Source organism: Melghiribacillus thermohalophilus (assembly GCF_004342905.1).
In the GTDB taxonomy this organism is placed as follows: domain Bacteria; phylum Bacillota; class Bacilli; order Bacillales; family Alkalibacillaceae; genus Melghiribacillus; species Melghiribacillus thermohalophilus.
On sequence record NZ_SMAN01000015.1, the window covers coordinates 12,731 to 35,715 of the forward strand.

Consider the following 22,985-nt stretch of genomic DNA (forward strand, 5'->3'; position numbering starts at 1 on the left):
GAGCTTCTTTTTTAATGCATCAATGCCCGATAAGCGCTGGACAGGCCATGCCCGAAGTACTTGTCTTTCCCTTTTTTCCCTATATCCTCTGCTGATTGTTGCAGGAGGTTTTTCACTTTTTTCGGTGTGGCACCTTCATGTTCGGCAAACAGCAGGGCGGCTACAGCAGATACTTTTGGTGCTGCCATGGACGTTCCAACATACCAGCTGTATCCAGGACCTGTATAGGTGTAGTCAACAATCTGACCATCTTCATTATAAGAATATTCAACAGTTGGCACAGAACTTAAATTGAATTCCTGTTCAAATAAACGGTTATTCAGGTATTCATCAAAGTTACCATTTTCCATGTACTCATTGTAAAGTTTCAGATCTCCGCCAGGTGCAGCAACATCAATAAACCCTGGTCCATAATTTGAATAGACGGACAGTTCATCATTTGGGCCAGTTGCTGATACCGTTACTACATTTGGCAAAGAGGCAGGAGTATAGAAACCTGCACCGACAAATTCGTAACCGAGAGGTCCATACTGCTCGTTGGCAAATTCAAGAACTTCCTTTTTATTGGATGCATTTAAGCCGTCATTTCCGGCGGAAGTGACAATGAGTGCTCCCTTCTTCTCAGCGTATTTGGCTGCACGCATATAGGCAACATATTCAGCGACATCATTCCCCATCTTCATTCTTTCACCCGTAGCCGGATCTGTATACCAGATCTGCCCTTTAATATAAATGCCACCAAGGCTCATGTTAATGACATCCACACCATCATTGGCAGCCTCAACGATGGCTTTCATAATCCATGCACTATATGCCCCGCCTTCTGCACCAAATACACGGTAAGCGCGGAAACCCGTATCAGGAGCTACTCCCAAAATGGCACCATTTCCAGCAATATTACCGGCAACATGGGTGCCGTGACCATTTCGGTCCTGCACGTCTGTTATATCACCCGTCTCTGACTGATCTACCCCGTCGATTCCACCGGCAGGAACAAAGTTTTTAGAACCTGGAAGCAGATTTTGCTGAACATCCGGGTGATTCAGATCGATTCCTGTGTCAATGATGCCAACGACCACATCATGATTGCCTGTATTTAAGTCAAAACTGTTTCCGTCTTCTGTTACCCGTTTAATATCCCACTGATACGCTTCGTATAGAACGGCATCTTCCAGGTTCACGCCTTCAGTTTCCAACGGAATGCTGTCAACTTCCGGGATTTTTTCAACAAGGGACGGTGAAGCTACCTGAATGGATGAATGCTTCATAGCATGTTTTGCAAATGAAGCTGGTGCTTCAACCTGAACCACGCCAATTTCCGGGATCTCATAAACAAGTTCACCGCCATGGTCCTCAATAACCTTGTCCATATTTCCTGGAAGCGTACTATTTTTAAAGACAACCGTAAATGGAATCGTTTCCTCATTTGTCTGCCCGTCTGCCGCTTGGACAGGCAGTACAAATCCTAAAATAAGCATGACACTTAAAAGAACAGTTAAAACTTTTTTCACCTAAACCCCTCCTTATTTTTTTTGCCATATCACTTTATATTTCCATTTACGGTAGTTAAATCCTGTTTTTTAGCCATGGGTAAAACGTCATATTTTATCTTGCAGTTTCAACAATTTTCCTGGTTATACACATGGGCTTTATAAGAATAAAGTCATGTATCAGAAGGTATTTTATTTGGAGATTGTCGAAAATGCTCAAAAATGTATATTCTTAAACCTGTTTTAGTTATTTACCCTGAATAAATCACTTTACATAGCAAAAACTAAAGAAAAGAGGTGATCATTATGCGACTAGATAAAACAAATCAAATGAAGCAAAAGAAAGAAGATGAACCTGTCCTTGCCCCTGGCATCGATGATGATGAAGAACTGGATCAAAAGGCCAGCAAGGAAGATATTAAAAAAGGAAATTATACAAGGGTCGTTCACCTTTCTTATGATGAAGTTGGCCCGAGCGGAGAAGGGGAGTAAAAACCCTTCTTTTGTTAAGAAAGAATGATGAAGCATATCATTCAACTGATCCGGCGTGCACATGTGATCCACATAATCAGATACCCTGCTGGATATTCATAGCCCTGGCACCATTATGCGAAAACTCAAGTGATTTTAGCTGTCACATTTCCGATACCACCTACACCAATAATCCCGATGGTTTTTTCGAGATTTTACGTTTCATGTGTTTCATAGACTGATTGCGGTACACAGGTTTGGATTTTACGTGTCCAGACCAGAATCAGGCCAAAAATGGTCTCGGAAATGGGAATCATGCATCTTTCTTGCACTGTCGACCAGGATATTTTTCTTTGATGAGATCAATGGGGAGAGCATTCATGCCAGAAGATCAGTTTAGAATCCATTTGAATGTTGCCGGTTGATTTCGGTTACATCTTTTTTGGGCCAGCCAGTTGTCCTGATCCCATCACAATCGTCTTTCCCGGGGCATAAGAATATACTATATGTAAGAAACATCATTGAAATAGGGTGGGGTAAATATGGGAAAAAAAAGACGCGTGGATCATGACCGGGAACCCTATTATGCTGACGAACAACAAACAATGGTATATCTTCGCTCTGAATTAGACCGATACAAAAACCAATTAAAACAGATTCAACAACGTATTCGATTCCGCCAGTTTGATTCCCTTCTCGAGGAAAATGAAAACCTCCTGTTAAAGATTGAAAAGTTACAAGAGCAACTGGAAAGAGCAAAACGTGAAGCTCATCATCACAAGGAAACGGACGGCTATAAAAAAGTAATGTTAAATGATTCGATCTATATTGCCCGGCTTAATAAAAAAGAAGAGGAAAAACAAAAGCTAAAAGCTAAAATTCAGCTGCTGGAAAAGGAAAGGGAGGAATTGAATGAACGGATCGAACAGCTGGAAGGCCGGGTGAGGAGTTTTCATAACCTGGAAGCTAATCTCACAAAAAAAATTTTAGATTTAACAGAAGAAAAGGAGAATATGCTAAGACAGACAGAAGAGGAGAAGGGAGCGTGCGAGGAAGAGGTCAAAACTTACAGGAAGGCGAATGAAAGGCTATATGCCAAAATCTATGAGCTTGAGTCCGAGCTGAAACAGAACCGAAATGGTCAAGAGGTTCTGGATCATCATGAAGAATCATCATCTGAAAGCTCTTCAAGTAGTCAGTAAAGAACAGGGCAGATTCGAGGAGCAGTCTCAAAAGAACATGGTACATTTGGGGCAGCTCCTCGTTTATCTGATAAGGGGTCTAAGGGAAGGAATACTTGATTGGCCTGGTTCAGCTTTTTCCAATCCACAATCACTGGGTCCTTTACAGGATAAATTAGTTAAAAACATACATCGTTAGTTGTAACTCCTTAATGTTATGAATACGAAGGACAAAAGGGCCATTAAATTTTTGTAGAAATGTCCCTCATCAATGTGATGAAGGACAACATAGAAGAAATGTCTTCTCTAAATGTCCGTCATCAGGTCTATGAGGGACAAAATGGTCGAGTAACGTTCTCAAAATGTCCCTCATCAACCTAATGAAGGACAAAACTTCACGCATTTGGCTAAAAAATGACCTCCATGGTGAGTTTATTATGTTTCTTCGGTTCTTTTCAATGCAAAAAATGACTGCTGAAAAAGGTTAGTTAGCTCCTCCATTCCAATTACAAAATTTTCCCTGATTAATCTTTTTGAGAAAGAAACAACATAAAAGTGACAGATTAAAAAGGAGGTATAAGTTAATGACAGTAGGTGATCAAGTTAAACAGGCTGTGGCCAGTCTAAAAAGTGCCCAGGCTAGTTTTGAATCATTTGCGCTTCAGACGAACAATCAGAACGCAAAACAAATGTATCAAAACGCAGCTCAGCAAACCCAGACCATTGTCCAGCAAATTGAGCAGCGGGTACAGGAAATGATTGATGAAGAACCGGAATATGGAAACCAGTAGTTCCAGGCGAATATAGACAGATTCATCATCACAAACATAAGACCAAAACCTTGCCTGGTTGATAAGGTTTTGGTCCCTCTCCATCATGTTTTGATCTACATACAGTGAAAAGAAGAACAGGAGGATACACAGATGCCCACATATCTGGAAATGATTATTCGTGCTGTGGCCATATTTTTTATTTTATTTATTCTCGCCCGAATACTCGGCAAAAAACAAATTTCTCAGCTTACATTCTTTGACTATGTTACCGGAATCGCAATCGGAAGTATGGCCGCATCAGTTGCAATCAGGCAGGATCAGTCCTTTCTATATGGTTTTATCGGTCTTAGTGTGTTTACGGGATTGTCATTGTTGTTTTCCTTTCTGTCCTTAAAATCTTTAACGATGCGTGATCTTATTGAAGGCAATCCTACTGTGCTTGTTCAAAATGGAGAAGTACTCGAGGACAATCTGAAAAAGGTTCGGCTGACTCATGCCGATTTAATGATGGGGCTTCGGAGACAAAATGTTTTTAAATTAAGTGATGTGGAGACGGCTATACTTGAAACAAACGGAAGAATCAGTGTCATGAAAAAGTCACAGAACCAGCCTTTAACCCCAAAGGATATTGGATTAAGTGTACTAGAGGAAAGTTCTCCGTCACTGGTGATTGTAGATGGACATGTTCTGGAAAAACGATTGAGTTATCTTGGTTATACAAAAGAATGGTTAAAGGGAGAAGTTATGAAGCAAGGTGCCAGTGAATTTGAGGATGTGTTTTTGGCACAAATCGATTCTCAGGGAAATGTATATGTAGATCTGAGGAAGGATCAGAACCGAAGTGAAAAAGTTCCCCAAAAACCTTTGCTGGCTGCCCAGCTCAGAAAGGTTCAGGCGGATCTTGAAATGTTCGCCCTGCAGACCAATGATCAGAACGCTAAACAAATGTACTACAATCAATCAAAGGAACTGGACAAGGTTATACAGATGGTTAACCCATATATGAAACAATAGAAGCGTGTTGTGTGGAGTACAGGAAACCAGATCAGCCCCAGTTACGGCCTCCGCCACAGGCAGATCTGATTTCCATTTTATTTTGCACGAACGTGTGATACGGAAGTCGCTAACCCGATTTCATGAATGGTAATTTCCGGTCTGCTCCCCACCCGAATATTGACGCCTGTCTGTCCCAGGCCTTCACTGATATAAAATGGCTTACCTTGATACTGATGCAGTCCTTTAATCATATTCATTTTCGGCAGTTTCCCCATTTTGGCCAGATGGTAGGCTTTTGGATACAAGATTTGTCCGCCATGAAAATGTCCGGACAATAAATAATCGAAGTGATAGTTTTGCATTTGCAGAACTGCATTTGGATCATGAGTCAGTACTAAATTGTAACCTTCTTTCAATCCTTGATATGATTGATCAAAGTCACTCCGGTTTGTACTATAATCATCAATTCCGATAATGTTGACTCTTTTTCCGTTACATAGGATGACATCATGCTCGTTTTGCATGGTTTTCACATTATAGGACTGGAGGGTTCTCTTTAATTGGATAAAGTCATTGTTACGTAGCACATAGTCATGGTTTCCAAAGACCGCATAGATACCATAGCGGGGGGAGAGGGACTGAAAAACTTCCAGATAAGGGATCAGTTTGGGGATGCTTTTTCTACGGTCGAGAAAATCACCTGTTAGAGCAATTAAATCGAAGCGATCGCCTTTGGACAGATTATACAATGTATCCGGAGTAACGGACAGATTTTCCAGATGGATATCAGATATATGCAAAACCCTGAGGGCATGTTCATCTGCGTTTAGCCGGACCTGATTGACGACCAGTTCATGTGTATTTTTGTAAGCTCGATAAAATCCTATAAAAATAGGAATAAGTCCTGCTAGATAAATCATAAAAACACCTCCATATACCATTATATTAAAAATGTAATAGGTTTTGTCTGACAATACATGGTGCTGCTGCCATTGAGTAAGGCAATGAAGATCAGTCAACAAGAGCAGGAATAACTGATTGGATGTCGAATAAAAGTATTACTGGGAAGATGTAAAAAACATATACAAACGCAGAATCTGAAAAAAGGGTGGATGTGTCGTTGCAAGAATATGCAGGAAAATGTTCAACGTGCGGAAAGATGATTTATCAAGTCAATGTATATTTGGAGGGGCTACGGGAGGAGGGAACGCTCCTCTGTTATGACTGTACGGAAAGAGAATTCCGAAATCATACAGACCAATCCAACCATGCAGGGGGACAAATGAATGCAAAACGTTCCTAATCAAATCGTTGCGACTTTTTCAATTGTAGGGTTTGATCCTGAAACCGGGGAATTAGGAGTTGCCGTACAATCCAAGTTTTTAGGAGTGGGAGCCGTTGTTCCCTGGGCAAAATCTGGAGTGGGAGCAATCGCAACCCAATCTTATGCAAATACAACTTATGGACCAGAAGGACTAAAACACCTTGAAAAAGGGAAAAGCGCCCGGGAAACTCTTGAGTTGTTAATCAATGATGATCCGGATAAAGATATGCGCCAGGTTGGGATTGTGGATGCGAAAGGGAATGCAGCTACCTTTACAGGAAAACAATGTTATGAATGGGCAGGAGGGCGTTCGGGTAAGCATTATGCTGCACAGGGAAATATATTAGTAGGAAAAGAAACCGTTGACAGGATGGCAGAAACCTTTGAACAGACAGAAGGATCTCTGGCTGAACGTCTTTTGAAGGCACTGGAAGCAGGGCAAAAAGCCGGTGGAGACAAAAGAGGAAAACAATCAGCTGCGTTATATGTTGTAAAAGAAAAGGGCGGGTATGGAGGTTTTAATGATCGGTATATTGACCTTCGGGTAGATGACCATCCTGAACCGATTCATGAACTGATCCGGATTTACAAGCTTCAGCGTCTATATTTTGAAAAACCAGACCCAGCAAACATACTGGAAATCAGAGGACAAATAAGGGAAGAGCTTGAACAGGAACTGTACCGTCTCGGCTATCTTCAAAGAGATGGTTCTGATGATCAGGAGCTTTTCAAAGCGCTCACTTCATTTATCCATGTTGAAAATTTTGAGGAGCGAGAGCTTGAACCAGGAAAAATGGATCGGGAAGTCCTTGAATATATGAAAGAGAAACAGCCATAAACTGAAAACATACCGACATCTTTCAGCGGTATCCTCAACGATTGCTATAACGGGTTAAACCATAGTAAAACAGGAAAATGGCTTATTTTTCGGCAGCTTTCTACAAACATCTAAAAATGTTTGATGCTAGATTTTATTCTTCTGTTCGGGTTTTTTCGTAGTCCCGTTTTAAATAAGGATGATAGACATGAAGGAAAGGATGATTGCCCATGTCCGTTTATGATTTTAAAGTCGTAACGATAGAAGGTGAAGAAAAACCCCTTTCCGATTACAGGGGGAAAGTGCTATTGATTGTCAATACGGCCAGCAAGTGTGGCTTTACTCCACAATATAGAGGATTACAGAAATTATATGAAACATATCAGGATCAAGGGTTTGAAGTCCTCGGTTTTCCTTGTAACCAATTTGCAAACCAGGAACCAGGGACAGATGAAGAAATAAAACAATTTTGTTCGGTCAATTATCAGGTGACTTTTCCGATGTTTTCCAAAGTTGAAGTGAATGGAGAACAGGCACATCCGCTGTTTACATATCTCAGAAAACAGGCTCCAGGCGTTCTAGGTATATCTACAATAAAGTGGAATTTCACCAAATTTTTAGTTGACCGGGAAGGCAACGTTGTTAAACGCTTTGCCCCAAATACCGAACCAGAACAAATCGAAGACGACATAAAAAAATATCTGTAATTGTAATTGGCCTTGTAAAAAGGCCTTTTTATTATTCCGGAATAGCTAAAAATCAGCTGGTGCGGATCCTTTGTGTTGGTTCACTTGCAGTGTCCAACCCCATGAACCACCTTAACTCCCAGTACACATAAGCATCCTCCTCGAAAGCCTTCAGCAGTCTGCAGAAATTATACCGGTTGTGTGAAGTAATTTTTGTATTCGGATTCTGTTGTGATACGGGATGAAAGGAGGTACTCTCCACTCGACTGTATAAAAATTTTAAGAATTTCGAAAAACAGTGGAGACATTAATTATTCTGGCGTTAAGACAGAATTGCTCATCCTTTGTTATGATAAACACAAAACAACATAAACAGGGGATGATATCCATTGTGTTTCAAACGAAGAGCTCTTGTCTCTTTCAGCGGAGGAAAAGATTCAATGCTTGCCCTTCACAAGGTCATGAATAGCGGCATTTACGAGATTGAATCGCTGTTCACGACTGTGAATAAAGACAATCGGCGAACGGCCATACACGGGGTAAGAGAGGAAATTCTCGATGATCAGGCCAGTTCACTGGGACTTCCGTTAAGAAAAGTGCCCATTCCCGACAATTGCACCAATGAGGAATATGAACAGATCATGGAACGGGAAATGAGAAGGGTAAAACAGGCCGGTGTAGAGTATGTAGTATTTGGCGATATTTTTTTGGAAGATGTACGTAAATACAGAGAAAAAAATTTATCATCAACAGGCATCGTTCCCCTGTTTCCGTTATGGGGTGAATCAACCAGGGATATGATGAATCAATTTCTATCTTTGGGCTATCAAACAATTATCACAGCTGTTGATCATCATAAACTTTCAGAGAAGTTTCTGGGAAAAGTCATTGATCAGGACATATTGAAAACTTTCCCGAAGAATGTTGACATCTGCGGAGAGAATGGGGAATACCACACCCTGGTCGTTGATGGGCCGTTGTTTAAGGAACCTGTGCGGGTTAAGACAGTAAACCGTATGGTAGAAGGCGAGTATTATATCTATCAGGATGTCAAGTTACTATAAAGTCATTTGATCAAAGTTTTGGGAGAGAGCGCGATGATAAAAAGGTTAATGTTTTTGGTGAGTTTCTTCACATTATCAGCATGTGTTCCCGGACAGCAGGCTGTTGATTCAAAGGAACTTGAAGATCTGGAAAACCATCTGGAAGAATTACAGGAAGAAAATGAAACGTTGCTGGAAGAGGTTGATACGCTTAAAAAACAAATAAGAAGATTGCGTGAAAAAGAGATAGAATACACTTCCAGGATCACCTGGCAAAACCACCGGATCAACGAACTGGAACAGGCATATAAGGATGCAAAGGATTCATTACAGAGCGGTAACGAATATGATCCTGTTTTTGCTACATTTATTGGAGTCCCCGATGAGGCAGGTGTAGAAGGTACTGACTGGTACAGGGCAGAAACGAAATATACGAGACTTTATTTTCATGGCGAAGCGGTAAAGATGGAGTACGTGGTAGAGGATATAGATAACATGTACAGGTACATCCTCTCTTTTCTAGGAGAAAGCTGGGATGGGGATAAAATATCGATTTTTTTTACTGATCACGAACAATTATTTGGAAAAGAACTGTTTTCAGGTTATTATCAGCCTTTAACCGGAAGGATCTGGATTTCCCCTGAATTTACCGAGGTTTATGATGATGAATACGGTGAATTTTTGTTCGATCCCCGTGAGACACTCTTGCATGAATTGTTTCATGCTGTCAGCAAATTTAATCAACGACTTCCATATGAGGATTACTGGTTTGAAGAAGGAATGGCCAGTTATCTGGCACTGACCTATGAATATGATGTGATTGATGAACAGAAATTTCCGGAAGCAAGCGAAGAGAGGGTCCTGTATAATGTTTACTGGCTTGAATATGCAGATTATTCTTTTCCTGAGGCTATCCACGATGAACAGGAATTGAACGAATACTGGGCACCATTGTCAGATGAAGAAAAGGCTGAATTTTTCACTTTGAATGGAATTGGAAGGCTCCATTATGGGGACTCTTATGGGATTACCATATCATTTTTCGAAGCCAGTATTGTTGATGCCCTGATTACTTTTTATGGAGAAGAAAAGACACTGGATTATTATCTGGCGATGAAACATGTTCAAGATACAGAAGAAATGGAGAGACAATTTGAATCAGTTTTTCAAGAAACGATAGATGAGTTTGAAATGCGGTGGAAAGAAAGAATTTTATCAGCAGACAGTCTAAACGAGGGAGATGAACAATAGCCCCTCATGATTTTTAAATGAATGAAAATACTAAGTCTTACAGGAAGGGGTGAACGAATGAATCAGGCCGTTTTCCTTGATCGGGACGGAGTAATCAATGAAGTGTTAAGCGAGCGGGTTCGTTTTGTCAATCGTCCGGAAGACTTTTATTTGCTGGATGGAGCAGGTGAAGGAATTAAGCTATTAAACGATGCTGGGTTTAAAGTGTTCGTTGTGACCAATCAGGGCGGTATTGGTCTTGGATATATGAAGGAATCTGATCTGCATCGGGTGCATGACAAAATGAAAAAAGAGCTCAAAACCTTTCAGGCATCGGTTGACGATATTGCTTATTGCCCCCATAAACCCCATGCGAATTGTCCGTGCAGAAAACCAAAGCCAAAAATGATTCTTGATCTTGCAGAAAAATATCAGGTTGATCTTTCCCGGAGTTTTATGATCGGTGATCGGGAACCTGACATCGAAGCTGGAAAAAGGGCCGGCACCAGAACGGTATTCATCGGCGACCGTGAAGAGAAAACAGACGCAGATATATCCTTCCCTGATTTGCTCAGTGCTGCCACGTGGCTAACGGAATGTGAAATGGATTAATGGGGCATCCGTTGATTAACTGACGGAGCTCCTTTTCGTTTCCATTTGACAATCCCTTTCCAATATAACGCGGTATATTTTTAATTTTAAGGGACGAAACCTGAACGTTCAGTAAATCGAGTTTTCACGGGTGCATCATCATATATCAATTACATAACGAAAGTTTGAATGGCAGGATGTATATCGATATCCAGATAGGAATCCCAGTCTAACAAAATATTCACTTGATGAAAGGGGATGGGTGAATTGGTTTCAAAACATGATATCAGACAGAAGATATGGAAACGTATGACAGAGAAAAACGTAGGACGCTTTCCCTTTCCTCTCCAGAATCGGATTCCGAATTTTAAAGGGGCAGAACAAGCAGCACAGCTTTTCACCACTCTGGATGTTTATCAACGCGCAGAAGTAGTCAAGGTAAACCCGGATGCCCCTCAGCTGCCTTTAAGGCAACGCATCCTGAAGGATCATAAGATTCTTTTGATTCCTACTCCCCGGCTCCGGGCGGGTTTCATCATGATCAGACCTGAATGGGTTCCTGAGGGAGAAGAGCGAAAAGCTGCCAGCATCAAGCATATGAAATCGTACGGAACGGAAATCCCACTGACTCAAATCCCGCCAATTGATCTATTTGTTGCTGGGTCGGTTGCAGTACATGAAGATGGGCGCCGAATCGGTAAAGGGGAAGGTTACTCTGACCGGGAATATGCTATTCTCCGGGAACTGGGCCAACCTGTCATTCCGGCAGCTACTACTGTTCATTCCATTCAGGTCACTCGTGACGATTTACCCCGGGATTCGTATGACCTGCCTCTTGACTGGATTGTAACTGAAAAGGAAATCATTCAAACGGATACACCATATCGGAAACCTGAAGGAATTGTATGGGATGAAGTTACAGAAGAAGAGAAAAATGAAATGCCTGTTCTTCTAGAGGTCTGGAATTTGAAACATCATTCAAACGAATAAATGCACATCTGGCTTTCCCTCTTCTGCCTTGCCAATAAGAATGGGATATGATCTGGTAGATAGACTGTGTTAAAATTAGGAAAAATCAATCCTTTCAACCACTGTAAAGAGATTGAAGGAGTTGGCGGGGTTATGATCAATGAACGGATCAAACAAGTATTTTTACGTTTTCCTGTAATCGAAACGGAGCGTTTGCAGTTAAGACAACCGGATTTTCATGATATCCATGATATTTTTGATATTTACAGTGATGAGGAAGTGATGAGGTACAATGGCATGGATACCCATCAATCGCTTCATGAAACCAGGGAACTGATTCAGTGGATACACAAAATGTACGACGAACGAAAAAATATCCGCTGGGGAATCATTCTGAAGGAAAATAAAGAGTATGTGGGATCGTGCGGTTTTCACCATTTTGATGAACATTTCACAAGGGCTAAGATCGGATATGAAATAAAACGGAGACACTGGAGAAAAGGAATAGCATCCGAAGCTATTCAAAAAGTCATCGAGTTCGGATTTCATGAGATGAACCTTAATCGAATTGAAGCTGTTGTTGATGGCGATAACGAAGCCTCGAAAAAACTTCTGTTAAAGCTGGGGTTTACTTATGAAGGATGCTTGAGAAATCGATTTTATTTTAAAGACCGGTTCTGGCATGAATATTATTTCGGGCTATTAAAATCCGATGATGAGAAGAATAAATCGTTTAAACGATAACTATTTTATTATAAGATGATTGTAAAATGGTGAGGAGGGATACATATGAATGAAAAAGTAAAAATCAAAATTAACGATCATGGTTCCATTCTAGTGAAGGGCGATGTTGAACTGGTAGATGCAGAAGGGAATATTTTTGAAACCAAAAAAGCGTTCTCGCTGTGCCGCTGTGGTGCATCAAGTAACAAACCTTTCTGTGACGGAACTCATAAAACCATTGATTTTAACAGTAAGCCAAGAGCAAATTAACATCAGAAAAAAGGGGAGCATGATGAAGTTCTCCCCTTTTTTATTTTCATGACTGGATTTTATCCCAGCCTCTTAATTTATAGCATAATTCCCACCGCTATTACGTAAATTAAATTCACAAATAAGAAGCCAGAACTACAAATTAGTAAAATTATCCTCCTACTGCTTTTTTCCAGTAACAGTCCGAACAACAATCCTATAATGGCATAAATGAGAGGTAGAAACATGGCAAATAATCCACTGGAACCAAACGTTACTATAGAAAAGAAATTATAATCAGACGCAATAAAAAGGTATGGAAGGCCACTAAGTATAGAAAATATACAAGAAATGATTAAATAAATCATTTGCAATATTCATTCCCCCTTTAAAGAGAATCTTTGTCAATTATAGCACACATATTGTTAGCTACAACAAGAATAGTTACATTCTGGTAATACGGAAAAAACATGTGAGGATTATTGAATCCCCACGTATGTTTTAGGGACTTGACAAGAAAAGTGTGGAAGTTATTCCAAATAGTTCAGGACAAGTTCCATAAGGTGATCATGAATGAATAGTTGGTTTATCACCAAAGATTTATTGCCTGGTATAACCACCATCCCATTTGTTTTCAAGTTCTTTCTAATAAAAAACTGTGTAAGTAAGAAACCGTACGCATTTCTTACTTACACAGTTTGTTTATATTACACTCCTTCGTATAATATGTTTAGAGCTCAACTTTAGAGGAATTTTCAGTCGGATCCGGATCCTTTGTTAAGCCCTCTTAAGTCTCCTATATGCGCATATAGAAGTTCTGATGTGAGAGAGCTCAGGATTACTCATTATATTTTTTCATCGGCTTCACCCGTGAATGGGGAAGACTGAGTGAGTAAAAATTAAATAACTCATTATGTCTGAGAATGGATGAGGATCCATTGATACCTCAGGCATTTTTTTCAAACATACCTATCGGATAATGGAATGGATAGGTTTTTTTGGGAAAAGAGCTGACTCTCCTTGCAGCCGGTCAACGGACTGTTTAAAAAGCCTGCTACCCTTCATTAATCATGAAGGTCTAACCACTAGTTTGGACCGTGTGAGAAGAATGAATGTGCAATGAATGGCCTTCTTCTGTATAGGTACTAATGACGAGGAATATCGATGATTCCGATGGGCACCCAGGTCTGAAAAAGTCTTGATTTCCAGAATGAAGGAGGTGATTGGGATGTCCCAATTGCTTGTAGGTTTGGATGTAAGTTTACAGTCAATGATATCCATTTCATGAGAGATGTCGGAACATCCATCAAGGATTTTCGTGTTACCAATGAAGGTAATGCAGGGTCCCGTCAACATCTCGTTAAGTGTGACGCTCAGTACAATTCACCACATGGACTTACAGGTGAAACGCCGATAAAGAGATACAAAAACTGACGAAAAGGATCCCGGAAACGCTATCTTCGATTAAGGGAATTAGTCATGTGTTTTCGGAGGGGTTAATTGCAGAGATTGGTGTGAAACGCCTCCAAACATCATTGAAATTGAGCCAAAACCCTGGTTACACAACCAGTCTAACTAAAAATGCCCACAAACGCTTTTATATCAAGGGTTCGTGGGCATTTCGTTTACCTAGCAGCTGTCGCACTCTGATTCAACAGGATCATTACATCTCATCATCAAAGTCATACAATTGTCCATTATAGGACCCAAATCCCGGTCCAAATCCGCCGTATCCAGGGTTATAACCTCCAAATCCTGGACCAATTCCACCGTATCCGGGACCAAAGCCCATACCGGGACCGAATCCACCTGATCCGTATCCCATTCCTGGTCCAAAACCGCCATATCCTGCTCCAAATTGACTCGCCCACGGGGCATAGCCGCCATACCCAGGTCCAACTGTTCCAGTACCTGCACCAAATCCTGCACCCGGGCCGTAACCACCATATCCAGGAACAGTTCCTGGGCCATATCCGGGTGTGAATCCTCCGATATGGTTAAAGTCCGCTCCTGGACCGTATCCCATTCCTGGTCCAAATCCACCTCCCCATTGCCAGTGGGGACGATTAGAATCTGGTTGATTTCTGTGAGGGGCTTGAGGTAATCCATTTTCGTTTATCATTAGGCATCCTCCTTATTTCTTTAAATACACTATACTTTATGATATATATCCCGGATATGGTTACTGCCCAGAATCGAATTCCGCGAATGTCACGGAAAGTTTATGCCGGAATTATTAGAAGAGGAGGTCATAAAAGAATGTAACAAAAACCCAGATAGTGAATATGATGTGATTGAATGAAAAAAGAAAGGATGAGCGTAAATGAATGGATACAACCCATATATGCACATGCCAGCACATGGCCAGATGATGTCACCATCTTATGGAATGATGGATCAGCCTGATTATCAAAAACAGGTACATGATCAGTGCAAGAACAGTATGCTTCAATTTGTTATGATTGAAATGAATGATGGAAATACCTATGATGGAATTATTGAAGATGTGGATGATGATCATGTAGTTCTCTTGATCCCTGAAGGAGATAAAGATTGGAGTTATCGTAAGGATTCCGATCAAAACGATGAAGATCGACAGTTTGGATTTGGCGGATTTTCGGGATATGGATATGGTGGATACGGTTATCCGGGGTATGGTTACGGAGTACCGCGGAGGTTTAGAAGATTCAGACGCTACCGATTCCCATTCTTTGGTATCAGAAGATTACTTTATCCTTTTTTCTTTTAAATAGATGACTTTAACATATTCTGATACGGTCAGATTCCAGGAAGTGGACATTCAAACCAGTCATGACATCGTATGTCGTGACTGGTTTGTTGATTTTTTAATACTTATGGTTTAAGTAATGATAAGTTTCACATTTTCCTTTAGACTGGCGATTACAGGTGAATTGGCCAGTGCAGCACCAGCAATTTGTTTGAGCTGCTCATTTGAAGCATTTGTTTTTGCTTGAAGGGTGATTTTTGGATGGAGAATCCCCCCGTTTCCTTTTTCCAGCCCCAGAAAGACAGCTGCATTTAAATCAGCCTCTATTTGAACATGGACATCATGCAGGGTTATCCCTTCCTGACTGGCCATAACTTGAAAAGTAATCGCAAAACAGCTTGCCGCAGCTCCTATTAAATATTCAACAGGATTGGGGGCATCATCTGTCCCCCCGAGGGTTTCCGGTTCGTCAACCAAATAGGAATCAAAATCCCGAACTGATACAAGATTTTTTACTCCATCCTTCCATGTTACATTCGCCTTCCATTTTCTCATTTTATTTTCCGGGTGTTGTTTTAATTGTTCTACGGTCTGACTGATAGCATCAAAATGAATATGATTCAATATGATCTTCCTTTCTTTTAAGATGTGGCTTTAATCATATCAAATCTAACGGGTAATGGATGTAAGGTTCCTTACATCCGCAAAATTTCTTAGTCGAGTTTCACCCAGATTCGCTGATCCTCCTGTTTGATCTGTCCTGTCTGGGAAAGTTTATTCAGTAAGAAGGTCACGGTCTCACGGGTTGAAGCGATCATTCCTGCTAAATCCTTATGAGTTAAGTAATGGGGGATGGGGTGCCATTGTCCTCTGGAATCTGTCGTGCTTGAAAGATTCCGCAGTAAAAAAATCAGTCGTTCTTCCACTTTACTGTAGGCCACTTGTTCCAGAATCTCCACAGTTTCTAACAGACGGTTGGAAAAAAATTTAAGTAAAGTCATGGCCAACTCAGGATTTTGTTCCACGGTTTGACTTACTTCTTTCAAAGGAATGGATACCACTTCCACATCAGTCAGGGCACGGGCAAACAATTGGCTGTCACGTTCAGTAAAAATGTTAAAAATATCAAGAAAATCACCCTTTGACAGCACACCGAGCACACATTCTTTTCCTTCTATATGGAGATGAAACACCCGTATGTGCCCGGATAATATAAAAAAAACGGAATCCCTAATCTGGCCGGGGGTGACAATAAACTCTCCCTTTTTAAAGCGTCGACACGAGCACGTCCTGTGCGTCGCGGGAACATATCCCTAAAGACAGAATAGATGAGCTGTCGAGGAAGCCTTAGGCTGTTCCCGCGGAAAGCGAAGCATGTTGACGAAGTAAAAGAAAATCCGAACTCATTTTATGTGATGATCGAATATCGTTCGGATATTTCATTTCCTTAGGAAGTTTTGTCTCAGCCTCTACTTTTTACTATGTGTTGTGATTTTGAGTTTTTGCACTATTGGGATGTGTCTGTTCTATTCGAAAGGCGTGAAAATAAGAAAACCCAAACGCTTTACTCTCTTTTACTTTGTTCCTGATTTCTCTTATTCCTCTTTTTCAACTCTTCTTCCGTATAGGGATCTTTTTCGTAAGGTTTCAAATCCCCAAAGGTTGTCATGATCCCTTCATCATCCAGAGCTTCTTCATATTTCTCGTGCTGATCATTCGGGTAAACGGTTATGTTCTTTCCATCTATATCGTTTCCGGTGAAATTTTCATAATCTTCAACATAACCTGTCCGATCTTCAGATTCAGGATAAACATCATTGTAGTCACCTGTGGGAATCTCCATGTCCTGGGGAGTTTCTGAAGTCCCCCATCTGGCGACTTCCTGCCAGGCGTCCTCTGCATCGTATACTTCAGCATCTTGGTCGTCAAAGTCGAATTTTCCATACGGTGGCATGAGTACGCCTTCTTCCAGCGGGCGCTGTCGTGAAACGTTCTGGTCAGGGGAGTGCTCTTTACAGTGTGTAGCAGTCGGCAATGCCTTGAGACGTTCAAACGGAATTTCGCGGCCGCAGGTTTCGCAGATTCCATAGGTTCCTTCATCCATAGCCCTCAGCGCATCACGAATATCGTTCAGTTCCTTTTCGGTATGTTCATTTAGTGCAATATCTTTTTCCCGTTCATAAAGGGCGCTTCCTTCATCTGCTGGATGATTATCGTAACTGGACAGCTCTCCCATGGATTCATGGTAATGTCCTCGTTTCAAATCGAAATGATCATTGTTCGTAAGCTGTTGTTCAATTGTTTCTTTTCTCTTGATTAAATACGTCCGGAGGGAAGTGAGTTGATGGTCCGTTAACATAAAAATCTCTCCTTCATCATACAATCTGTTATTAGTATGAGCAACATCTGATTTGACATTAGAAAAAAAGCTGGAAGGATTTTTTAATTTTTTTCAAAATTGTTTGACATATCAAAAATTTAACTTTATAATACGATTTAACTTCACATGATTAAACAATCGAATATGTAAATGGATAACTCTTATCAAGAGTGGCGGAGGGACTAGGCCCAATGAAGCCCGGCAACCTTCAGGCTTTTTTTCAGCTTGAAAAGGTGCCAATTCCTACAGGTCATCATGATCTGAAAGATAAGAGGAGGCTGGATTGTCAACTTAACCCTCTTCTCTTATCGGAAGAGGGTTTTTTAATTCCTGCTTTAAAATATCTCCTCTTTCGGCTCCCAATCAGCAGATCAGCATGTTTTTCCAGACTATTCGGTGACCTGTTCAGGAAAGGGATTTTAGAAAATTGCCAATCAATGCAAAGGAGTGGATCGTATGACTAATTTTGAGGGAAAGTACGAAAAGGAAACTTTGTTATTGCATGGAGGACAGGAGCCTGATCCGACAACAGGTGCAAGAGCGGTTCCGATTTATCAAACGACTTCTTATGTGTTTCGGGACAGTGACCATGCGCAAAAATTATTTGCTTTGCAAGAACAGGGAAATATTTATACCCGGATCATGAACCCGACGGTGGATGTATTTGAAAAACGTGTAGCCCTTTTAGAAGGTGGAACAAACGCTGTCGCTTTTTCATCTGGAATGGCGGCAATAACCATGGCTATTTTAAACGTTGCCAGAGCAGGCGATGAAATCGTGGCTGCCAGTGATTTATATGGCGGGACATATAATTTGTTTGCCGTCACATTACCGAAATATGGGATTAACGTCAAGTTTGTTGACCCCCGTGATCCGGAAAATTTTCGTAAAGCCATCACACCGAAAACGAAGGCAGTTTTTGCGGAAACGATCGGAAATCCGAGTCTGCATATTCTCGACATTGAACAGGTAGCAACCGTTGCCCATGCAAACCATATTCCGCTAATCATTGATAATACCTTTGCCTCGCCATACGGGTGTCAGCCGATCAAGTGGGGGGCAGATGTGGTCGTCCATTCAGCCACAAAGTGGATTGGCGGCCATGGCACGGTCATTGGAGGAATAGTGGTCGATGGCGGAAAGTTTGACTGGAACCATGAAAAACATACGGACTTTGTGGAACCCGACGCCAGCTACCACGGAATTCGCTACGCCATTGATGTTCCTGATCAGGCTTTTGGGACAAAACTTCGGGTACAGCTGCTCAGGGATATCGGCGCATGTCTGAGTCCGGAAAATGCCTTTTTGCTGATCCAGGGGCTTGAAACGCTGCATCTCAGAATTCAAAAACATAACGATAATGCAAAGGAAATTGCTGAATACTTAACCAGGCATGCTTCAGTTGACTGGGTAACTTACCCGGGATTGAAAGATCATTCTTCCTATCACCTCGCTCAAAAATATTTAGAGCACGGAGCGGGTTCGGTTGTGGTGTTTGGCATCAAGGGGGGACGAGAAGCTGGGCAGAAAGTCATTGATTATGTTACCCTCTGGTCTCATGTAGCCAATGTAGGGGATGCGAAATCGCTAATTATTCATCCGGCATCTACTACCCATCAACAGTTAAGTGATGAGGATTTGAAAAAGACTGGTGTAACAGAAGAACTTATACGTCTCTCTGTAGGTTTGGAGTCAACAAAGGATTTAATTCGGGATCTGGATCAGGCCATTCAGAAGGCAACCCTGCAGCTGGCAAAGGGGAGCTGACCTGTGGCTAAAGTGAAAACCAGGGACTCTGATACCAGACAAACAGGTACGATTTCCATAGGTTCCTTTTGCCTGGAATCAGGTGTTGAATTACCGGAAGTTCATCTCGCCTATGAAAAAGTTGGTCCTGATGCGGCACCTGCCGTGCTTGTCTGCCATGCTCTGACGGGAAATCAGTTTGCAGTCGGGTCCCGTGAGGAACCTGGCTGGTGGGCAGGACTTATTGGTTCCGGAAAGAGTGTAGATACGGAAAAATTTCAGGTCATTACGTTTAATGTACTCGGGGGCTGCAGCGGATCTACAGGGCCGTTAACCCCGGATCCGAAAACCGGAAAGCCTTATCGGAATAAGTTTCCTCATGTGACGATCCGCGATATGGTCAGGGCACAGGAGAAAGCACTTGCCCGAATGGGAGTTCAACAGTTAAAAGCTGTTATCGGCGGATCTCTTGGAGGCATGCAGGTTCTGGAGTGGGGGCTTTGTTTTCCAGAAAAGATGGAAACCTTGTTTGTTCTCGCTGCCACTCCCTTTTTAAGTGATTATGGAATCGCCTTTAACCGCGTCGGTATCGAAGTCATTGAAAATGATCCGGGATTCCATGGAGGCGAGTACAGTAACCCGGGAGAAGTGAAAGGATTTGAAATTGCCCGAATGACAGGGATGATCACCTACAGAAGTCCGGATCTGTTTGCAGACCGTTTTTCAAGAAGCCGCTCTGGTCAAGAAAAAAATGGTAAACCCATATATGAAGTGGAAAGTTATTTAAAATACCAGGGTGAAAAAATTACGGAGCGCTTTGATGTAAACAGTTATTTAACCCTTCTCTATGCGATGAACGATCATGATATAGGCAGGGGACGGGGAGACTGGAAAGATGCACTGAATCTATACCAGGCCAAAGTAATAGGAATTGGATATAAGGGGGATTTAATTTATCCCCCATCGTTGATGAAGCAGTTTGTCTGCGAGGTGCGTGATGGAACGTTTTATGAAGTGGACACGAAATACGGTCACGACGGATTTTTAGTGGAGTTTGATAAGTGGGGTCCGATGATCCAGCATCACTTACAAAAGTGATGCTGGTTTTTTATTTGTAAATCGAGGGATAAAGGCTATGGTTCGACAGGTGAATAGGATTTAAAGTTGCTGTTGTATATAGCGGTATCAAAGACTGGACAGTTTGACAATTGATCCATCGGAGTTGTTTTAGCTGTCTATGATTATGTAAAAAGCCTTTATGAAAAAGATTTGAATAAGGAAAAAGAAACATTGAAGTCTGTTTAGCGTTTTAGAAACAAAACAATCCTTCCTTATGTCACTGTTCTGGGCTTTTGGGCATAGGGTATATCACATCCCTTCACGTGGATTGAAAGGACATAAGGATGGTGTGTATATGCTTGATTTAACGATCAGTCACTGGCTGTACGGTTTTTTTACCCTGGTAGTGATTGTGACAATGGTTTTCCGCAAGGGTGTTGTTCTCCCGACACTACTTGGGACTTTTATCATTGCATCGGTATTTAAAGGGAGCATCGCGGGTGGTTTTACAGCTGTCTTTCACGCAAATCTCGTAGCAGCACAGGAACTGTTCAATATCTTTTTGATTATCACCTTTATGGTTGCCTTGCTTCACGCTTTAAAACAATTAGGTGCTGACCGGAGAATGATTCAACCTATTCAAAAAGTAATGAAAGGCGGTACGTTAGCCTACGTGGTTCTAGTTGCGGTTACTTACGTGATTTCGCTATTTTTCTGGCCTACACCGGCAGCCCCATTAATTTGTGCTCTGTTAGTTCCGGCTGCTATACGTGCGGGGCTCCCGGTTATGATGGCAGCCATTGGGGTTGCATTGGCAGGTCAGGGAATGGCACTTTCATCCGATTATGTTATGCAGATTGCGCCTGATCTCACAGCAACTGCAGCAGGAATTGAAACGAGTGTGGTCGCCGATAAAGCCCTGATTTTATCCATTGTAACAGGGGTGGTAGCCATTTTTCTTGGATACTGGATCAATCGGAAGTCGTTGAGGAAACCCGGTGATCCCCGCAATGAGATGGAAATCGAGCGGATGCAGGGACTAGAAGAAGAACAATCATATGCAGATGGGGCTGAAAAAACCGCCTGGAGCAAAGCGTTTGCTGTCATTGTTCCCCTCGCCATGCTGGCGGTTATGGGTTACATGATCTCAAGCAAAATATCAGCCGGCCGTGTGGGAGGTTTTGAAGGCGGTGATGGAGCTGCATTTATTGGTGGCGTTGCCGTTATACTGCTCATCATGGTGTCGGTTGTCAATGGACGATCCCGGGCACTGGAACAGATCAGCGATTATCTTACCGGTGGTTTCATATTTGCCTTTAAAGCAATGGGACCAGTTATACCTGTAGCAGGATTTTTCTTTCTTGGGAGTTCTGAGTTTGCAGCACGTATTTTATCTCTGGGAGATGCTGCTTCTCCAGCCTTTTTATTTGATCTGGTTCAGGCTTCTCAAGAATTTGTTCCCCAGAGCACTACCCTGGCCGCTTTTAGTATTCTGTTGATCGGTATGATCACGGGTCTGGATGGTTCAGGATTTTCCGGTTTGCCATTGACTGGTGCTTTATCCGGTGCGCTTGCCTCAAATGGCATGGATCCAGGAACGCTGGCTGCCATCGGACAAATGGGTTCGATCTGGACCGGAGGAGGAACGATTGTTGCCTGGTCTTCTGTCATTGCTATAGCAGGTTTCTGCGGAATATCAGTCATGGATCTCGTGCGGAAAAATTTTATCCCGGTGACACTTGGACTGATTGTATCCACCATACTTGCACTGATCATCTGGTAAATAACAAGGCCTTAAAGCATTAAGACACCTTGTTTTAAGGCCTTATATCTATTGTTTTGGTACACGGGAATTTGTCTGAAAACCATTAAAAAACAGGCAGGAAATAATCAGCGCAAGTGTACTCAGGCCCAATAATTCACCGGATGTTGTTTGAAGACGTTCAACCAGGGCAGGTTCTGCTTTCATGAAATATAACATGTGATCGCCAAACAGATCCATTATGGCAAACATCCAGAAAAATATAAATGCAGCAAGGGCACCTTTCATGGAAATGCCTTGTTTTTCCTTTCGCACCAGCCATCCCCGCAAAACATTAGAGTAAAACACAGACATTACGTAGATCACTGTATATTCCCAGAAGGTGATGTACATGGATTTCGTAAGGAACAAAAGGAGAATAAAAATTAGTGACCATAATCCCATAGTGGATCGCCGCATATGTATACCTCCAGGAACAGGATAGAGAATTCCTGTTTTTTCATCGATTGATCTCATGGACAATAGCCTTCATGCAAAGAATCAACCTGACGAATTCCATTGTACCTCCCGTGATGAAAAAAATCATGTTTCTGATCTCGGCTTCAGGAAAAGGGTTTGACAGATGATTGGTTTCAGGACGGTCAATGAAGCGTAACCGTTTGTTGTGAACTTTGCTCCGATGATGACATGAACCGTGTTTGATAATGACAACACGAATGATAGAAGTTTAAGCATGTGTTGTATCTTCCGTACGGGATGATAAAATA

General features: G+C 41.8%; 23 protein-coding genes, 1 pseudogene and 1 riboswitch. Of the genes and pseudogenes, 16 read left to right on the forward strand and 8 right to left on the reverse strand.

The genetic code is table 11. The annotated features are described in order from the left end of the window. Positions 1-11: 11 nt before the first annotated feature. Positions 12-1,511: a S8 family peptidase gene (locus tag EDD68_RS10480; RefSeq protein WP_132372238.1), complete on the reverse strand. Its 1,500-nt coding sequence runs from the start codon at positions 1,509-1,511 to the stop codon at positions 12-14. A 285-nt stretch (positions 1,512-1,796) separates the two neighbouring features. Here EDD68_RS10480 and EDD68_RS15260 point away from each other — a divergent pair, with 285 nt between their 5' ends. From EDD68_RS15260 to EDD68_RS10495, 4 genes are all read left to right on the forward strand, one after another. Beyond that, positions 1,797-1,982 (forward strand): hypothetical protein, encoded by a 186-nt coding sequence (locus tag EDD68_RS15260; protein ID WP_165902144.1) that lies wholly within the window; start codon positions 1,797-1,799, stop codon positions 1,980-1,982. A 521-nt stretch (positions 1,983-2,503) separates the two neighbouring features. Further along, positions 2,504-3,163: a hypothetical protein gene (locus tag EDD68_RS10485; protein WP_132372239.1), complete on the forward strand. Its 660-nt coding sequence runs from the start codon at positions 2,504-2,506 to the stop codon at positions 3,161-3,163. 563 nt (positions 3,164-3,726) lie between these two features. Continuing rightward, complete coding sequence (locus tag EDD68_RS10490; protein WP_132372240.1) at positions 3,727-3,933, forward strand: DUF1657 domain-containing protein; 207 nt, start codon at positions 3,727-3,729, stop codon at positions 3,931-3,933. A 132-nt stretch (positions 3,934-4,065) separates the two neighbouring features. Beyond that, positions 4,066-4,929, forward strand: coding sequence for a DUF421 domain-containing protein (locus EDD68_RS10495; RefSeq protein WP_132372241.1), 864 nt, complete (start codon positions 4,066-4,068; stop codon positions 4,927-4,929). A gap of 77 nt (positions 4,930-5,006) precedes the next feature. On the opposite strand, the gene EDD68_RS10500 is transcribed toward EDD68_RS10495, so the two are convergent. Next, positions 5,007-5,831 (reverse strand): metallophosphoesterase, encoded by an 825-nt coding sequence (locus EDD68_RS10500; protein WP_132372242.1) that lies wholly within the window; start codon positions 5,829-5,831, stop codon positions 5,007-5,009. Between the two features lie 366 nt (positions 5,832-6,197). Between EDD68_RS10500 and EDD68_RS10505 the strand changes: the two genes are divergently transcribed. The 8 genes from EDD68_RS10505 (at position 6,198) to EDD68_RS10540 (ending at position 12,564) form a co-directional block, all read left to right on the forward strand. Continuing rightward, a complete protein-coding gene (locus tag EDD68_RS10505; protein ID WP_132372243.1) occupies positions 6,198-7,073 on the forward strand; it encodes a DUF1028 domain-containing protein in 876 nt (291 codons plus the stop codon). A gap of 209 nt (positions 7,074-7,282) precedes the next feature. Next, positions 7,283-7,759 carry a glutathione peroxidase gene (locus tag EDD68_RS10510; protein WP_132372244.1) on the forward strand — a complete coding sequence of 159 codons (477 nt, stop codon included), beginning with the start codon at positions 7,283-7,285 and terminating at the stop codon, positions 7,757-7,759. 368 nt (positions 7,760-8,127) lie between these two features. Beyond that, entirely contained in the window at positions 8,128-8,802 is a 675-nt protein-coding gene (locus EDD68_RS10515) for a Dph6-related ATP pyrophosphatase (RefSeq protein ID WP_132372245.1), read from the forward strand. A 33-nt stretch (positions 8,803-8,835) separates the two neighbouring features. Then, positions 8,836-10,032: a coiled-coil domain-containing protein gene (locus tag EDD68_RS10520; protein ID WP_132372246.1), complete on the forward strand. Its 1,197-nt coding sequence runs from the start codon at positions 8,836-8,838 to the stop codon at positions 10,030-10,032. Between the two features lie 57 nt (positions 10,033-10,089). Next, positions 10,090-10,623: a D-glycero-alpha-D-manno-heptose-1,7-bisphosphate 7-phosphatase gene (locus tag EDD68_RS10525; protein ID WP_132372247.1), complete on the forward strand. Its 534-nt coding sequence runs from the start codon at positions 10,090-10,092 to the stop codon at positions 10,621-10,623. Between the two features lie 237 nt (positions 10,624-10,860). Continuing rightward, complete coding sequence (locus EDD68_RS10530; RefSeq protein ID WP_341540277.1) at positions 10,861-11,592, forward strand: 5-formyltetrahydrofolate cyclo-ligase; 732 nt, start codon at positions 10,861-10,863, stop codon at positions 11,590-11,592. Positions 11,593-11,658: 66 nt separating this feature from the next. After that, positions 11,659-12,315: a GNAT family N-acetyltransferase gene (locus EDD68_RS10535; RefSeq protein ID WP_207902575.1), complete on the forward strand. Its 657-nt coding sequence runs from the start codon at positions 11,659-11,661 to the stop codon at positions 12,313-12,315. Positions 12,316-12,360: 45 nt separating this feature from the next. After that, on the forward strand, positions 12,361-12,564 hold the full coding sequence (locus EDD68_RS10540) for a CDGSH iron-sulfur domain-containing protein (protein WP_132372249.1): 204 nt from the start codon (positions 12,361-12,363) through the stop codon (positions 12,562-12,564). 1,642 nt (positions 12,565-14,206) lie between these two features. Here EDD68_RS10540 and EDD68_RS10545 read toward each other — a convergent pair. Then, the gene (locus EDD68_RS10545; protein ID WP_243646837.1) at positions 14,207-14,665 is read right to left on the reverse strand and encodes a hypothetical protein; all 459 of its coding nucleotides are present in this window, start codon (positions 14,663-14,665) and stop codon (positions 14,207-14,209) included. Positions 14,666-14,887: 222 nt separating this feature from the next. Here EDD68_RS10545 and EDD68_RS10550 point away from each other — a divergent pair, with 222 nt between their 5' ends. Next, complete coding sequence (locus tag EDD68_RS10550) at positions 14,888-15,292, forward strand: hypothetical protein (protein ID WP_243646838.1); 405 nt, start codon at positions 14,888-14,890, stop codon at positions 15,290-15,292. 111 nt (positions 15,293-15,403) lie between these two features. Here EDD68_RS10550 and EDD68_RS10555 read toward each other — a convergent pair whose 3' ends face one another. The 4 genes and pseudogenes from EDD68_RS10555 to EDD68_RS10565 all read right to left on the reverse strand — a co-directional run bounded on the left by EDD68_RS10555 (position 15,404) and on the right by EDD68_RS10565 (position 17,630). Beyond that, the gene (locus EDD68_RS10555; RefSeq protein ID WP_132372250.1) at positions 15,404-15,895 is read right to left on the reverse strand and encodes an OsmC family protein; all 492 of its coding nucleotides are present in this window, start codon (positions 15,893-15,895) and stop codon (positions 15,404-15,406) included. An 89-nt stretch (positions 15,896-15,984) separates the two neighbouring features. After that, positions 15,985-16,272, reverse strand: a complete 288-nt coding sequence (locus EDD68_RS15605; RefSeq protein WP_279388255.1) for a Crp/Fnr family transcriptional regulator — start codon at positions 16,270-16,272, stop codon at positions 15,985-15,987. Between the two features lie 24 nt (positions 16,273-16,296). Beyond that, positions 16,297-16,536: pseudogene (locus tag EDD68_RS15610) on the reverse strand (Crp/Fnr family transcriptional regulator); the annotation flags it as partial. Between the two features lie 299 nt (positions 16,537-16,835). Next, positions 16,836-17,630 (reverse strand): TraR/DksA C4-type zinc finger protein, encoded by a 795-nt coding sequence (locus EDD68_RS10565; RefSeq protein ID WP_132372252.1) that lies wholly within the window; start codon positions 17,628-17,630, stop codon positions 16,836-16,838. A 179-nt stretch (positions 17,631-17,809) separates the two neighbouring features. Further along, positions 17,810-17,925, forward strand: a riboswitch (SAM riboswitch). Positions 17,926-18,107: 182 nt separating this feature from the next. Between EDD68_RS10565 and EDD68_RS10570 the strand changes: the two genes are divergently transcribed. From EDD68_RS10570 to EDD68_RS10580, 3 genes are all read left to right on the forward strand, one after another. Beyond that, positions 18,108-19,418, forward strand: a complete 1,311-nt coding sequence (locus EDD68_RS10570; RefSeq protein ID WP_132372253.1) for an O-acetylhomoserine aminocarboxypropyltransferase/cysteine synthase family protein — start codon at positions 18,108-18,110, stop codon at positions 19,416-19,418. A gap of 3 nt (positions 19,419-19,421) precedes the next feature. After that, positions 19,422-20,495, forward strand: coding sequence for a homoserine O-acetyltransferase MetX (metX, locus tag EDD68_RS10575; protein WP_243646839.1), 1,074 nt, complete (start codon positions 19,422-19,424; stop codon positions 20,493-20,495). Positions 20,496-20,811: 316 nt separating this feature from the next. Further along, positions 20,812-22,239, forward strand: a complete 1,428-nt coding sequence (locus EDD68_RS10580) for a hypothetical protein (protein WP_132372254.1) — start codon at positions 20,812-20,814, stop codon at positions 22,237-22,239. A gap of 48 nt (positions 22,240-22,287) precedes the next feature. Here the strand turns inward: EDD68_RS10580 and EDD68_RS10585 are convergent, their stop codons facing one another. Beyond that, a complete protein-coding gene (locus EDD68_RS10585; RefSeq protein ID WP_132372255.1) occupies positions 22,288-22,677 on the reverse strand; it encodes a hypothetical protein in 390 nt (129 codons plus the stop codon). Positions 22,678-22,985: the final 308 nt, after the last annotated feature.

Bases quoted from the DNA above. Each gene is read 5' to 3' on its own strand.
- EDD68_RS15260 (WP_165902144.1), top strand. From the start codon at position 1,797: ATGCGACTAGATAAAACAAATCAAATGAAGCAAAAGAAAGAAGATGAA.
- EDD68_RS10485 (WP_132372239.1), top strand. From the start codon at position 2,504: ATGGGAAAAAAAAGACGCGTGGATCATGACCGGGAACCCTATTATGCT.
- EDD68_RS10490 (WP_132372240.1), top strand. From the start codon at position 3,727: ATGACAGTAGGTGATCAAGTTAAACAGGCTGTGGCCAGTCTAAAAAGT.
- EDD68_RS10495 (WP_132372241.1), top strand. From the start codon at position 4,066: ATGCCCACATATCTGGAAATGATTATTCGTGCTGTGGCCATATTTTTT.
- EDD68_RS10500 (WP_132372242.1), bottom strand. From the start codon at position 5,831: ATGATTTATCTAGCAGGACTTATTCCTATTTTTATAGGATTTTATCGA.
- EDD68_RS10505 (WP_132372243.1), top strand. From the start codon at position 6,198: ATGCAAAACGTTCCTAATCAAATCGTTGCGACTTTTTCAATTGTAGGG.
- EDD68_RS10510 (WP_132372244.1), top strand. From the start codon at position 7,283: ATGTCCGTTTATGATTTTAAAGTCGTAACGATAGAAGGTGAAGAAAAA.
- EDD68_RS10520 (WP_132372246.1), top strand. From the start codon at position 8,836: ATGATAAAAAGGTTAATGTTTTTGGTGAGTTTCTTCACATTATCAGCA.
- EDD68_RS10525 (WP_132372247.1), top strand. From the start codon at position 10,090: ATGAATCAGGCCGTTTTCCTTGATCGGGACGGAGTAATCAATGAAGTG.
- EDD68_RS10530 (WP_341540277.1), top strand. From the start codon at position 10,861: ATGGGTGAATTGGTTTCAAAACATGATATCAGACAGAAGATATGGAAA.
- EDD68_RS10540 (WP_132372249.1), top strand. From the start codon at position 12,361: ATGAATGAAAAAGTAAAAATCAAAATTAACGATCATGGTTCCATTCTA.
- EDD68_RS10545 (WP_243646837.1), bottom strand. From the start codon at position 14,665: ATGATAAACGAAAATGGATTACCTCAAGCCCCTCACAGAAATCAACCA.
- EDD68_RS10550 (WP_243646838.1), top strand. From the start codon at position 14,888: ATGCACATGCCAGCACATGGCCAGATGATGTCACCATCTTATGGAATG.
- EDD68_RS15605 (WP_279388255.1), bottom strand. From the start codon at position 16,272: ATGACTTTACTTAAATTTTTTTCCAACCGTCTGTTAGAAACTGTGGAG.
- EDD68_RS10565 (WP_132372252.1), bottom strand. From the start codon at position 17,630: ATGTTAACGGACCATCAACTCACTTCCCTCCGGACGTATTTAATCAAG.
- EDD68_RS10570 (WP_132372253.1), top strand. From the start codon at position 18,108: ATGACTAATTTTGAGGGAAAGTACGAAAAGGAAACTTTGTTATTGCAT.
- EDD68_RS10580 (WP_132372254.1), top strand. From the start codon at position 20,812: ATGCTTGATTTAACGATCAGTCACTGGCTGTACGGTTTTTTTACCCTG.
- EDD68_RS10585 (WP_132372255.1), bottom strand. From the start codon at position 22,677: ATGCGGCGATCCACTATGGGATTATGGTCACTAATTTTTATTCTCCTT.